Source organism: Nitrospirota bacterium (assembly GCA_023229435.1).
GTDB lineage: Bacteria > Nitrospirota > UBA9217 > UBA9217 > UBA9217 > JALNZF01.
In genome coordinates this window covers 26,071-38,343 of the sequence record JALNZF010000007.1, presented here as the reverse complement: position 1 = coordinate 38,343, position 12,273 = coordinate 26,071, and the positions used below count along the sequence as shown (strand labels likewise).

13 protein-coding genes are annotated in these 12,273 nt (G+C 53.2%); all 13 read left to right on the top strand.

Annotated elements, in window-relative coordinates; all coding sequences use genetic code 11:
* Positions 1 to 17: 17 nt before the first annotated feature.
* The 13 genes from M0R70_07175 (at position 18) to M0R70_07115 (ending at position 12,218) form a co-directional block, all read left to right on the top strand.
* Positions 18 to 935: an NADH-quinone oxidoreductase subunit H gene (locus M0R70_07175; protein MCK9419143.1), complete on the top strand. Its 918-nt coding sequence runs from the start codon at positions 18 to 20 to the stop codon at positions 933 to 935.
* 167 nt (positions 936 to 1,102) lie between these two features.
* Positions 1,103 to 1,762, top strand: a complete 660-nt coding sequence (locus M0R70_07170; GenBank protein ID MCK9419142.1) for a hydrogenase — start codon at positions 1,103 to 1,105, stop codon at positions 1,760 to 1,762.
* A 194-nt stretch (positions 1,763 to 1,956) separates the two neighbouring features.
* Positions 1,957 to 3,447: a hydrogenase 4 subunit F gene (locus tag M0R70_07165; GenBank protein ID MCK9419141.1), complete on the top strand. Its 1,491-nt coding sequence runs from the start codon at positions 1,957 to 1,959 to the stop codon at positions 3,445 to 3,447.
* Entirely contained in the window at positions 3,447 to 5,015 is a 1,569-nt protein-coding gene (locus M0R70_07160; GenBank protein MCK9419140.1) for an NADH-quinone oxidoreductase subunit C, read from the top strand. The genes M0R70_07165 and M0R70_07160 overlap by 1 nt, the downstream gene beginning before the upstream one ends.
* A gap of 202 nt (positions 5,016 to 5,217) precedes the next feature.
* Positions 5,218 to 5,652, top strand: coding sequence for an NADH-quinone oxidoreductase subunit B family protein (locus M0R70_07155; protein MCK9419139.1), 435 nt, complete (start codon positions 5,218 to 5,220; stop codon positions 5,650 to 5,652).
* Between the two features lie 83 nt (positions 5,653 to 5,735).
* On the top strand, positions 5,736 to 7,781 hold the full coding sequence (gene hyfB / locus M0R70_07150) for a hydrogenase 4 subunit B (protein MCK9419138.1): 2,046 nt from the start codon (positions 5,736 to 5,738) through the stop codon (positions 7,779 to 7,781).
* 268 nt (positions 7,782 to 8,049) lie between these two features.
* Positions 8,050 to 8,988, top strand: a complete 939-nt coding sequence (locus M0R70_07145; GenBank protein MCK9419137.1) for an NADH-quinone oxidoreductase subunit H — start codon at positions 8,050 to 8,052, stop codon at positions 8,986 to 8,988.
* 129 nt (positions 8,989 to 9,117) lie between these two features.
* A complete protein-coding gene (locus tag M0R70_07140; GenBank protein MCK9419136.1) occupies positions 9,118 to 9,777 on the top strand; it encodes a formate hydrogenlyase in 660 nt (219 codons plus the stop codon).
* 143 nt (positions 9,778 to 9,920) lie between these two features.
* A complete protein-coding gene (locus M0R70_07135; protein ID MCK9419135.1) occupies positions 9,921 to 10,121 on the top strand; it encodes a type II toxin-antitoxin system VapB family antitoxin in 201 nt (66 codons plus the stop codon).
* Positions 10,122 to 10,202: 81 nt separating this feature from the next.
* The gene (locus M0R70_07130; GenBank protein ID MCK9419134.1) at positions 10,203 to 10,406 is read left to right on the top strand and encodes a ribbon-helix-helix domain-containing protein; all 204 of its coding nucleotides are present in this window, start codon (positions 10,203 to 10,205) and stop codon (positions 10,404 to 10,406) included.
* Positions 10,373 to 10,909 (top strand): hypothetical protein, encoded by a 537-nt coding sequence (locus M0R70_07125; GenBank protein ID MCK9419133.1) that lies wholly within the window; start codon positions 10,373 to 10,375, stop codon positions 10,907 to 10,909. The genes M0R70_07130 and M0R70_07125 overlap by 34 nt, the downstream gene beginning before the upstream one ends.
* 21 nt (positions 10,910 to 10,930) lie before the next feature.
* A complete protein-coding gene (locus M0R70_07120) occupies positions 10,931 to 11,113 on the top strand; it encodes a hypothetical protein (GenBank protein MCK9419132.1) in 183 nt (60 codons plus the stop codon).
* Positions 11,114 to 11,471: 358 nt separating this feature from the next.
* On the top strand, positions 11,472 to 12,218 hold the full coding sequence (locus M0R70_07115; GenBank protein MCK9419131.1) for a CsgG/HfaB family protein: 747 nt from the start codon (positions 11,472 to 11,474) through the stop codon (positions 12,216 to 12,218).
* Positions 12,219 to 12,273 lie beyond the last annotated feature (55 nt).

Genomic DNA, 12,273 nt, shown 5'->3' with positions numbered 1-12,273 from the left:
GGGGGCGGCGCAACGACATGGAGTATTATCAGTTTCTCATAATCATCATCTTTTCACCGCTGGTGAACGGGTTGATCAAGACGTTCAAGGCGGAGATGCAGGGCAGGAAGGGGCCCGGCGTGCTCCAGTCCTACTATGATCTCCTGCGTCTTTTCAAAAAAGACATGGTGGTTTCCACGGTCACGTCGTGGATATTCAAGGCCGCACCGTATATCGTGTATGCGTCGATGGTGGCCGCGGCCATGATCGTTCCGGTGATCACCACCGCATCAGCCTTTGACGTGATGGGAGATATCATTGCGCTTATCGCGCTCTTTGCCCTGGCCCGGTTCTTCATGGCCCTTGCCGGTCTTGATGCCGGGACGGCCTTTGGCGGCGAGGGAAGCAGCAGGGAAATGACCGTTGCGATCCTGGTGGAGCCCATGATGATGCTCGCCCTCTTCACTGCCGCCATAGCGGCAGGATCCACGAACATCGCGCGCATTGCCGGGGCGCAGGGCATTGCCTATTCACCATCGCACCTGCTGGCCTTGGCCGCGTTCATCGTGGCGATCATCGCTGAAACGGGCAGAGTGCCGGTTGATAACCCGGACACGCATCTTGAACTTACGATGATTCACGAAGGCATGATCCTCGAATATTCCGGCAAATATCTGGCCCTTATGGAATGGGCGCACTCAATAAAGCAGATGGTCCTGTTCACGCTGGCAGTCGATGTTTTCATCCCCTTCGGGATGGCGCATGCTGCAGGCGGCTTGGGCATGGCTGCCGCTTCCGGCATGTACGCGATCAAAATGCTCTCAATGTGTGTGCTGATGGCCGCCGTGGAGTCCACGCGCGCGAAGGTGAGGTTCTTCCAGCTTCCGTCGATCCTTGGCGGCGCCTTTGTGCTTGCGTTCCTGTCGCTCGTGACGCACATTATGATGGGGAAATAGCGACATGCGGAGCGTGTCGCTATTGGAAATTGAAGATTGGAAATTGTAAAGTGTTAGATACGAAATCATCGCAAAATCACTTATCACGGCAAAGAAGAAAAAATGAGTGAATTAAAAATTTTAAATTTCCAATCTTAAATTTCCAATTTCCAATGGAGCGCCGCGACATGAAATCCTGGCTTGAAGCTTTTTCCATAATCGATTATATCTCCGTCGGTATTCTCCTGACGGCGGTGACCCTGAACGCCTTCAAGAGCATCGAGTCATACGTGAAGGCGTACACCATCAATTCATGGCTGCTGTCCGGCCTGATCGCCGTGGTGGCGGTCCTCGCAGGCGAGACACACCTGTATATCGCTTCGTTCCTGACCCTTGCAACGAAGGGTATCATTATCCCGCTCTTCCTGCGGAGGATAGTCCGCCAGATGCGGGTGACCCACGAGGTGCAGCCGTATATCAGCAATACCCTTTCACTTGCCATATCGGGCGTTCTGGTTGCCGTGGTGTATGCTTCGCTGAAAGACGGCATCTTCGTCACCGGTTTTTCGAGGAATGTTCTCCAGATATCCATAGCCGTGATCCTCATCAGTCTGTTCATCATGATCACGAGGAAGAAGGCGCTGACGCAGGTGCTTGGACTGCTGTTCATGGAGAACGGCCTCTTTCTGGCCGGTTTTTCGCTGACCTTCGGCATGCCCACGATGATTGAACTCGGCGTGCTGTTCGACATGCTCATGGGCGTGATCATTATGGGGATCTTCGCCATTCAGATCAAACGGGCCTTTGCTTCCGCGGACCTGGACAAGCTGACGGTGCTGAAAGGATAGTACAGAGTTCGGAGTACGAGGAATTATTTACAGTCTCATAATTGTATTTACATATATTTCGAATATCAAATAGATTGTCATCCCCGAATGATCCTATCGGGGATATGGTTTAATACCAGATTCCCGATAAAACCTTCGGGAATGACAGCTTTAGAATCACGTTCGTGTTGCTTCTATTTTCAGAAGATTATTAAATGATTGCCATACTAATAATACCGATCCTTACCGCAGTCATCTGCTATAACGTGCGGAATCCGCGCGTCGTAGGCTACGTGAGCCTTGCCGGGACGGTTGCGCTCGCAGGGTACGCGTATCCGATAATTGTTGCTTCGCTCACCGCGTCGGTTTCCGATATGAGCGGCGCGTTCTCCATGGACGCCCTTTCGGGGTATATCATGTCGCTCGTGATATTCCTGAGCCTTGCCTCGGCCATCTACTCCATCAGCTATCTTGAGCACGAGTACGAAACGGGACTGATGAACCTCCGCGGCGTGAGGACCTACTACGGACTGTTCCATCTCTTTGTCTTCACGATGCTGCTGGTCTGCATGGCGAACAACCTTGCCGTCATGTGGATCGGGATCGAGGCAACGACCATCGTGTCCGCGCTCCTCATCGGTCTCGGTTTCCACAAACGGCCGCTGGCAATCGAGGCCGCGTGGAAGTACATCATCCTGTGCACGGTCGGCATCACCTTTGCCCTGCTCGGCACATTCATTACCTACTACGCGTCCACGTCGGTCATGGGGACCGAAGGCGCGCTCAACTGGACCGTGCTCCGCGGCGTTGCCCGTAAGCTCAATCCCGAGACCATGAAGCTCGCCTTCATCTTCGTGCTGGTCGGTTACGGCACCAAGGCCGGTCTGGCGCCGGTGCACAACTGGCTGCCCGATGCCCATAGCCAGGCGCCGAGCCCTATCAGCGCCCTGCTATCGGGGATACTGCTCAACACCGCGTTCTACGGGATCATGCGCTTTGTCATGATCGTCGAACCGTCGACGGGCAGCGCCTTTACCGGCAACCTGCTGATCATCTTCGGCCTTATCTCCCTCGGCATCTCGGCGATCTTCATCCTGGTACAGGACAATTACAAACGGCTCCTTGCCTACAGCAGTATCGAGCACATGGGCATCATTTCGCTCGGTATCGGCATCGGCGGGCCGATCGGCATCTACGGCGCGCTCCTGCACATCCTTAACCATGCGCTTGCGAAGCCGCTCATGTTCTTCGCTTCGGGAAAGATCCAGTCACGTTTCGGGTCCACCAACATCGCCAACGTGAGCGGAGTGCTCACGTCCATGCCGCTCCTGGGTACGCTGACCTTCATCGGTGCGTTGTCGCTCTCCGGTACGCCGCCGTTCAATATCTTTGTGAGCGAGTTCACGGTCTTGAAGGCCGGCGTGGACAGGGGTCTGTGGTTCGTGGTGGCCCTTTTCCTGTTCTTCGTGGTCATTGTGTTCTACGGAGTGCTTTCCGGCTTCGGAAAGATGCTGTTCGGGAAACCCGGGGAACCCGGTTCTGCTGATCCCGGCCATCACCACGCTGCAGGATCTAAACTCGGGAATATGCTCGGCACGAGCGTTATGATCGTGATGGCAATTGCGATCGTGGTGATGGGTGTCAAGGTCCCCGGGTTCATCGACGAGACCATCAGGACCTGCGTTCAGATCCTTGGAGTGAATTGATGGAAATGGTTTTCAAAAAAGCGGTCAGGACCAATGAATTTTTGAACGAGTCCTGTCTTGAGGTCAAGCGCGATGATTTCAAGGACATCTGTCTTTATCTGTCCGAAGAGAAGCATGCCCTGCTGCGGCTCATGTTCGCGACCGATGAGCGTGAGCGGGACGGACTGTTCAGGGTCTCTGTTGTGTTTACCGTGCCCGGCGTGGACCGGTTCTTCCGCATTGTTCTGCCAATGAAGGAATCCGATCCCCGGTTCCCGTCGCTGACACCGCATATCCCCGCTGCCCACTGGTACGAGCGCGAGATCAGGGATATGTTCGGCCTCATCCCGGAGGGCCATCCAGACCAGCGCAGACTTGTTTTTCACGAGGCCTTCCCCGCGGGTTCTCATCCGCTTCGCAAAGACTGGTCCATTTCCGGATCGGATCTCAAAGAGTGGGGTGAGGGGATATTGCAAAAGGTCCCCCATCCGTTCATGGAGGTTGACGGCGAAGGCATCGTCGAGATCCCCGTCGGACCGGTGCATGCGGGCATTATCGAACCCGGACACTTCAGGTTCAGTGCCGTGGGAGAGACGATCTTCTTCCTCGAACCACGATTGTCCTATACGCACAAGGGTACGGAGAAGCATTTCGAAAAGCTCGGGTTTGTCGAAGGCGTGAAGCTCGCTGAACGCGTGTCAGGCACCTCTTCCTTTTCGCACGGGGCGGCGTACTGCATGGCTGTTGAGCGGATGACGGGCGTCGAGCTCACTGAAAAGGCGGCAGCGGTCAGGACCCTTGTTCTCGAGCTCGAACGCCTCTACAACCATATCGGCGATATCGGGAACATGTGCGCCGGAACAGCGTTAGCCTTGGGATATATGAACGGCGCGGTCATCAAGGAACAGCTCATGCAGCTCAATGAACGGCTCGCGGGCAGCAGGTATCTGCGCGGCGTGAACGTGATCGGCGGCGTCACGAAAGATGTCTTTGCCCGGGCCGATGATATTCTCAAGACCCTCGATATTGTCACCCGGGAATACAAGGAGCTTATGAAATTGCTGCTCGGCTCGGTCTCGCACATCGAGCGGCTGCAGAACACCGGGCGCCTGTCGAAGGACCTCGCGCGGAAGTTCGGCGTCACGGGTGTGGCTGCCCGCGCATCGGGCCTGACAGACGATATGAGGAAGGCCCATCCCCATCTGCTCTACGACCGTCTGATCTTTGAATCGCATACCCTGGAAAAAGGGGATGTGTTTGCGCGCATGATGATCAGGGCCGAAGAGACGGAATGTTCCATCTCCATGATCCACGAGCTCATCGAAAGCGGGTATAAGGGCGAACTGATCGTTCCGACGAAACAGGCCGCGCCGTATGCCTCGTCGCTGGGATATGTTGAATCGCCGCGGGGATCGCTCTTCTACTGGGTCATGGCGGACAAGGACGGGAAACCGCTCCGGGTGAAGCTCCGCTCGCCGTCGTACTGCAACTGGCCCGCAGTGCCTTTCGCTGTCCACGGGAATATTGTGCCGGATTTCCCGCTCTGCAACAAGAGCTTTAATTTGTCGTATTCGGGGACGGACATGTGAGAGGCGATTTAGACGACGGACGAGGGACGACGGACGAGAGAAGAGGGACGATGGACGAGAGACGAGGGACGAGAGACGAGGGACGAGAGACGACGGACGGAAGATATAAAATATGCTGAAAGAGATTTTTAAAAATATAATCACAAAAAAGAAAGTCATCCCGTTTCCCGCGGGTTTCAACGTCACCCCCGAGCAGGCGGCGATGATTGTTGACTTTCAGAAAAAGATTGATACAATCTTTAGCAGGTCGCTCCGGATCAGGCATGTCGACGCGGGTTCCTGCAACGCCTGTGAATGGGAATGTACGGCGCTCACTAATCCCATCTACGATGTCCAGCGGTTCGGCATCGATTTCGTTGCGTCACCCCGTCACGCGGATGTACTGCTCGTGACCGGTCCGGTGTCGCGTCAAATGGAGTTGGCGCTCAAAAGAACGTATATCGCGACGCCTGAGCCAAGGCTCGTGATCGCCTGCGGCGACTGCGCAAAGGACGGTGGCATCTATAAGGGAAGCTATGCAGTTGCGAACGGCGTGGCGAACGTCATTCCTGTTGATGGGTATATCCCGGGTTGTCCACCGACCCCTGTGGCGATCCTGCTGGGGCTTTCCCAACTTGTAGATGCATGCACCAAATGAACCTGCTGCAAGTCATCCGCTGTTCGCACATGCACTGATCGGTTTCCAGTAGCCGATGCAGGGCTTTTTGTGGAGTCAGGGACGTGGATTTTTCACCCATCACCTTTATCGCCTCATCTTTCGCAATGCTTCTTTTCTTGCTGGCGCTGACGCCGTTTCTGCGTCTGAACCAGCGGCTTCTCATTACCATAGGTTTTTCCCTTACCACGATAGCTTCCCTGCTGGCCACGATCGCCGGCATCTGGGCGGTATCGAGCGGCATTCCTTACCAGGTCATCGTGCCTTTGGGCCTGCCTGACCTGCCGTTCCATCTGAGGCTTGACCTCCTGTCCGGTTTTTTTCTGGTGGTCGTCGGACTGCTTTCCTTTTTTGTGTCCATCTACTCCATCGGATATGTCAAAGGGTACCTGGGCCACCGGTCCATAACGAGCCTGGTGGTTTTCTATGCGCTTTTCCTCGCCGGCATGCTCCTCGTGGTATTGGCCGATGACGCCTTCTTTTTCCTCATATCCTGGGAGATGATGGCGGCAGCGTCCTATTTTCTCGTGCTCTTCGAGGACGAGAAGATAGAAAACAGGCGGGCGGCGTTCCTCTACCTGGTTGTGGCCCATGTGGGAGCCATTGCGATACTCCTGTCCTTCGGTATCATGGCCGGCCTTGCCACGGGTTTTACCGGATTTGGAAGTTATACGTTCGATGCCATGCGAGAGACCGAACTTCCGGTTGGATGGGCTTCCGTGGCGTTTCTTCTTGCGTTCTTCGGGTTCTCCGCCAAGGCCGGAGTGATCCCCCTCCATGTCTGGCTGCCCGAGGCGCATCCGGTCGCGCCTTCGAATGTCTCCGCTCTCATGAGCGGTGTTATGCTGAAGACCGCCATCTACGGCATCGTGCGCGTCGTATTCGATCTGATCGGCGTTTTCCCCTGGTGGTGGGGCGCCCTCGTTCTGGTGTTCGGGCTGGTGTCCGCGGTAATGGGCGTTCTGTATGCACTGATGCAGCATGACCTGAAGAGGCTCCTCGCGTACCATTCCGTTGAGAACATCGGCATCATCCTCATCGGCATCGGGCTTGCGATGATCTTCACCTCCTTCGATATGTCCCTGCTGGCCGCCCTTGCGCTCATTGCCGGTCTCTATCACACCTTGAACCATGCCATGTTCAAAGGACTGCTCTTTATGGGAGCGGGCGCCGTGCTTCAAGCCACGCATGAGCGGAATATGGAGGAGATGGGCGGTCTCATCCGCTATATGCCCTGGACCGCCGTTCTTTTTCTTATCGGGTGCATCTCAATCTCGGCGCTTCCCCCCTTTAACGGGTTCGTATCAGAATGGCTTACCTACCAGGCCTTTTTGCTTTCTCCCGCGCTTCCCAGCCCGCTCCTGAACCTGCTCATCCCGCTGGGCGCCGCGCTCCTGGCGCTGACAAGCGCGCTGGCGGCCGCCTGTTTCGTAAAGGCATTCGGCGTGACCTTCCTGGGTCACCAGCGCGGACAGCATCAGGGCCAGGTCCACGAGGTGCGCTGGTCCATGCGCATCGGCATGCTGCTGGCGGCACTCACCTGTCTTGTCCTCGGTGTCATGCCCACGTTCATGATTAAATGGATGGACCCCATTGCCGAAGATCTGGTGGGCGGCACGATCGCCGCATCGGCATCCGGTTTCGGCTGGATGTGGCTCACGCCGATCGCCGCTGAACGGGCCTCGTATTCGGCGCCTATCGCTTTTTTGGGCATCCTGTCGGTCGTGGTGGCTACCTATCTGCTGCTCCATACGCGCCCCGGCGCCATCCGCCGCGTACCGCTTTGGGACTGCGGATTCGAAAAGATCACCAACCGGATGCAATACACGGCAACCTCGTTTGCCATGCCTCTTCGGAGGATTTTCGGCTATCTCTTCAACATCAAGGAGCACGTACGTCAGCTTCCGCCGGCGACCCATCCGTCCTTCCCGGAACGGCTGCATTACCATCTCAAGGTGAGGGACCGCTTCTGGGGCTGGTTGTACCAGCCGGTCGTTGACGCAAGCTTCTGGCTTTCGAGACGGATCGGAAGGATGCAGCATGGTCATATCCAGGTTTATCTCATTTATTCGTTCGTGACGATCGTCGTGCTGCTGATATTTTTGAGGTGAATAAAAACGTTTCATTGCGGAGGCATAGAGACATATTAATCGTCTCAAAATAGAAACACTATGAACGTGATTCTAAGACTGTCATTCCCGAAGGTTTTATCGGGAATCTGGTGTTAAACCATATCCCCGATGGGAGCCCCCCGATTACAAATTCGAGGGCAAGATTCGGGGCCTGCCCCCGCATGAATCAAGCGGGGGATGACAATACATAGGGCCGCCCCTACACATTGCACCGTGTTCATCCGTGATTAAGGAGTTTTGTTTGACTATCAATCCGTTCATCATAGAGATACTGCAGATCGTTCTTCTCCTTGCCCTTGCTCCGCTCTTTGCCGGCTGGGTGAAAATGGTGAAGTGCTGGATCCAGGGCCGCACGTCTCCCAGTCTGTTCCAGCCCTACCGGGACATCAGAAAACTCCTGTCCAAGGACGTGATACTGGCCGAGAACGCGTCGTGGATCTTCCGCTTTACGCCCTATCTGGTGTTCGGCGTATCGGTCATGGCGGGAGGCATCATCCCGATGCTGTCAATCGACCTGCCGTTCTCTGCCACGGCAGATGTCATTGCGCTCGTGGCGCTCTTTGCCATCGCACGCTTCTTTACGGCGCTGGCAGGCATGGACATCGGCACTGCTTTCGGCGGCATGGGTTCGAGCCGGGAGATGACCATCGCCTCTCTGGCCGAGCCCGCCATGCTCATGGCTGTTTTTGCCGTCTCGCTGGTGGGTAAATCCACGTCGTTGTCCCAGATCGTGCTGGTCATCTCGCAGGGGCATTCTTTGCTGAGGCCGTCACTTGTGTTCGCCCTGTTGGCATTCATCCTCATCGCGCTGGCTGAGACGGGCAGGGTGCCGGTGGACAATCCCGCCACCCATCTCGAACTCACCATGATCCACGAAGCAATGATCCTGGAGTATTCCGGCAGACATCTGGCGCTCATCGAATGGGCAGGCATGATGAAACTCTTTCTCTTTGTCGTTCTGGGGATCGCGTCCTTTTTCCCGTGGGGCATTGCGATGAATGATGACTTGACGGCGATCGCCTCCGCGTTTCCCATCCTGCTGCTCAAACTCGGGTTTGTGGGGGCGGCCCTGGTGCTGATCGAGACCGGCATGGCGAAGATGAGGATATTCCGTATTACTGAATTCCTGGGGACCGCGTTCCTGTTCGCAACGCTTGGGATGCTTTCGTATTTTATGCTGGAGTGACGCTTACGCGATTGCAAAATGAAAAGTGCAAAATGCAAAATGTCAGAAGAACCACTGTAGGTAGCAACATTTGATAAATTTTGCAATTTGCATTTTGCAATTTTCAATTGAACGGAGTTCACCGTGAACATGCAGCTTGCAGCGCAGATCAACAGTCTTCTGGCGGCCCTGATCCTGCTGACGGCCTTCGGCCTTCTGGTGCAGCGCAGGATGAACGGCCTGCTCCATTTGTTCGCTCTGCAGGGGTTCCTGCTTGCGGTGAGCACTGCCACGGTTGGTTATGTGGGCGGGGCGCACCATCTCTACATCTCGTCCATCTTGACGCTCTCCATGAAGGTCATTGTGCTGCCGTACATCCTGCATGTCCTGATACAGAAATTGAGGATCCACAAGGAAGTGGAGACGGTCGTGAAGATCCCCACCACGATGCTGATGGGGATAGCCCTGGTGATCTTCTCTTATCATCTGACGGCTCCGATCAGGGAGCTTTCAACACTCGTGACCCGGTCCACGCTCGCGGTGGCCCTCGCTACGGTCATGCTCGGTTTTCTGATGATGATCACGCGGCGGCACGCGGTCACCCAGATCATCGGGTTCCTCGCCATGGAGAACGGACTCCTGTTCGCTGCAACCAGCGCGACCTACGGCATGCCCCTGGTGGTCGAGCTCGGCGTGGCTCTGGACCTGTTGATCGCGGCGTTCATTTTCGGAATGTTCTTCTTTCACATCAGCACCACCTTTGACAGTCTGGATGTGGACCAGATGGCGAGGTTGAAGGAAGAAGATTGACTAAAGTTCCCTCGCCCCTTGAGGGAGAGGGCGGAGGGTGAGGGGTAAGGCTACATTTTTGAAGTTAATGAACCGCACCGAGGGAATACTTGTGTCATGCACACGATCCTGTTATATTAACTGTATGCTTTTAGGAGGGGATCATGTCAAGAACGAATATTGATATAGACGATAAATTATTAAAGGAAGGTCTCAAGATCACTCATTTGAAAACGAAAAAGGAGTTGGTGAATTACGCATTGGAGGAATTGATTAAAAAAGAGAGAAGAAAGCGTATCCTGGACCTCGAAGGCAAGATCCAGTGGGAGGGTAACCTACGCCAGATGAGAGCGGACAGGGTATGATCCTTTTGGAGGTAATCGAGGAATGCAGAGCCGCAAGTCATAATACTAATACGTATAGCTCATAGAGCGAGGTGGTTAAACATGAAAACGATAAAAGTTTCGATTCCGGACAAACTGGGAGCCGAGGTGGATAACTATGTAAAGAGCGGATGGTTTACGGACGAAGCCGACCTTTTGCGGGTCGCTTTGCAGGAGTTCATCCGCCATAACCGCTTGAAGCTCATGGACCAGTTCATGAAGGAAGATATAGAATGGGCGTTGAAAGTGAAAGCGGGAACAAAGTGAAACGCATAGTGTCCAACACCGGACCGATATTGCATCTCGCCGAGGCAGGCATTCTCGAATTGCTCCAAAAGGCCGGTTCCGTCAGTATTCCCGGCGCTGTCCATGTCGAGCTGAGCAATCTTCTACGTCCCGCTTGGGACCGGCAGAAACCGGCATGGCTCCACGTTGAAAAGCTTACAGAAGAAGAAATCAATCAAGCGAGATCATTCTCACTCGCCGGCCTTCTGGATTATGCGGAGGCTGAGGCCGTTCTTCTTGCAAAACGGCTCAATTCAGACTGGTTTATCACGGATGACACTGCCGCCCGGATATTATCCTCTTCCTCAGGCCTCGAAGTCCATGGGTCGTTGGGTATCGTTTTATGGTCGGCGGCTGTCGGCCATCTGGATTACGACGGCGCCAGCTCCGCTCTGGAAAAATTGTCCCACACATCGCTCTGGATATCGAAGAACATCATGTCGGACGCGCACGGAGCGCTGAAGAAGATGTTCGAGGCAAAGTGATTTTTTCATCGCAGATATCCGATGGAATCAGAAGCCCGTGGGAGGCGCTCTACGGAAAATAAAATTGATGCCGTGAAATTGATGCGCGACATTCGGGCGAAATTGGGGGAGAAATACGCCAAGTTCCAAAAAGATGAATTGCGGGAGTTAAAGGGGAAGTTCGGATATTTGAAAAAGAAAAAAGATGTCGCTCATGCGAGATAATAATGCCGGTTCTAAATATGCCCGGCTTCAGGTCGAGAATAGGCGATAGATAGGCTAAATGCACGTCGGGTATCAACGCCCCGCTGTCGTATCACCAGCAGACGTTAATCCAGATGGGTGACTGGTACAGTGAAGAACTGATACCGAACTGAATGAAACTACGGCAATGGTAAAGTAATCGATGACTGCATAAACATCGATGAGAAAATTTCTTTTTCTCGTCATGGGGTGGACTTTTGCACTTGACAGGGAGCCTTCAAATGGGTGACCCTAAAGACCCCAAAGTTCTTATAGCCTAGAATCAGAAAGATTGCACACTACTATGAATGAAAATTAATTAATAAGGAGAGACTAATTAATGAAATATTTTAGCCATAGAATCATTTTTATGATATTTTTTATTAGTTTGCTACTGCCTATGCAATCTATTTTTGCCAGAGATATGCAATTTGACAGTAAGGCTAATGGACGCATTTTAATTTCTAAGAATTTTGATTACACTAAAAAGAATGTAGCAATATCAATAGAGTTAAGACTCAGCTATGACCAAATATTGTTTCAAGAGATATTGGCACAAGAACTAATGTCGAATGGATACACTGTGATCGAACGAGTGCAGTTTGATAAGATACTACGCGAATTGGCGATGGATCAAACTGGATTGGTAAAAGAAAAAGAGCAGTCAACTAAAGAAGCAATAAATCGCGACGGCAAGGAGCCAGTGAAAAAGGAATTTACGAAAAGCGACCTAAAAAAACTGGGAGAGGTGCTGGGCATTTCGCATATGATATTTTTTGGGTTAGTAGATGATTACTATGCATATATTAGAATTGTCAACCTCGAAACCGCTGAGATAGTCGTAAGCGCATTTATTAACGGGATTGCAAAGCGTGAAGATATTCAAAATCCAGTGATAATCAGGTCAATAGTAAAGGCAATAGCAGCATCACAAAAAATAACCAAGGCTGCCAGTGCTAAGGATATTTCTGTTAATTATTTCGCTAATAAAACGTTGTTCGACAAATTTGTAGAAGGTAACCAGCATAAAGAAGTCATTTACCAAGAAATAATCGGTGAACCCTATGTTGTCGTGTATGTTAATTAGATTTTCTTCATCTTGTCTTCTTCAAGCAGCTGGTAGGTCGGATAGAGCAATGCGA